This window comes from Vibrio sp. 1078-1 (genome assembly GCF_033340475.1).
Window position 1 is genome coordinate 1 of record NZ_JAWOWM010000911.1, and the last position, 517, is coordinate 517.

Sequence of the window (517 nt, forward strand, 5' to 3'; positions counted from 1 at the left end):
GCCTACGTGGGAAAGATATCAATCAAATTGGCGAAAGGTTGGGGTATCTGCTCGAATTTACGCCTCATAATGAAATTATTTTAAATGTCTCTAACTTGCTGGTTTCGTCATTCCTAACCTCTTTAGGGAACCAACTTGATAAGCAGTTTTCACTTCGTCAGCCGGGCATCGTCGATACAATCACTCCTTACAATGAAGAACAAGGAGAATCAGGCGAACTCTTTACCATCGAATATACCTACATGGCGGAAGCGCTCGATTTTGAGTGTGAAGTATTATTTCTAATAGACAAACCATCAGTAGAAATTATTTATGAAATCATGGAGTTAATCTGATGTCCGATATCACGCTGGACATAGCAGACTTTCATTGGGTCACACAAATTTTAGATACCATGGATTCTGGGCTCATTGTTCTTGATCCAGAATATAACGTGTGTGTCTGGAACAGCTTTATGCAGTCTTACAGCGGTGTGCTGTCTCAAGATATTTTAGGTCAATGCTTGTTCGATCATTTC

2 pseudogenes are annotated in these 517 nt (G+C 40.0%); both read left to right on the plus strand.

Annotated elements, in window-relative coordinates:
* Nucleotides 1-335 (plus strand): annotated as a pseudogene (locus R7190_RS30800) (response regulator); the annotation flags it as partial.
* Nucleotides 335-517 (plus strand): annotated as a pseudogene (locus R7190_RS30805) (diguanylate cyclase); the annotation flags it as partial. The pseudogenes R7190_RS30800 and R7190_RS30805, both read left to right, overlap by 1 nt.